At 42.0% G+C, this 257-nt stretch carries 1 protein-coding gene; it reads right to left on the bottom strand.

The genetic code is table 11. From position 1 onward, the window contains the following. A partial coding sequence (locus R2R70_RS21450) for a hypothetical protein (protein ID WP_410979117.1) occupies positions 1 to 257 on the bottom strand: 257 nt, incomplete at both ends.

Here is a 257-nt window from a genome sequence, read left to right as displayed (position 1 = left end):
CGAATTATATCTCCAGTTTTGAGAGATTGGTTCGATTCTAGCCCCTTTTATAAGTGAACCCTCAATAGTAATCCCTTTAATCGTGCCAGCTGTGATTTTGTCGGCAGATAAATTGGCTATTTTAGCATTTGTAATGGCACCATCTGTGATGTGCGCCGTGTCAATTATCGCTGTGCCTAAATGTGCTTTTTGGATTGCGGCATTTTGAATGGCTGCCGTTCCAATTGCAGCATCATTTACGTGCAATGCTGTAACAG

Source organism: Cobetia sp. SIMBA_158, from assembly GCF_046566945.1.
In the GTDB taxonomy this organism is placed as follows: domain Bacteria; phylum Pseudomonadota; class Gammaproteobacteria; order Pseudomonadales; family Halomonadaceae; genus Cobetia; species Cobetia amphilecti.
This window is presented reverse-complemented; position numbering and strand designations above follow the sequence as displayed.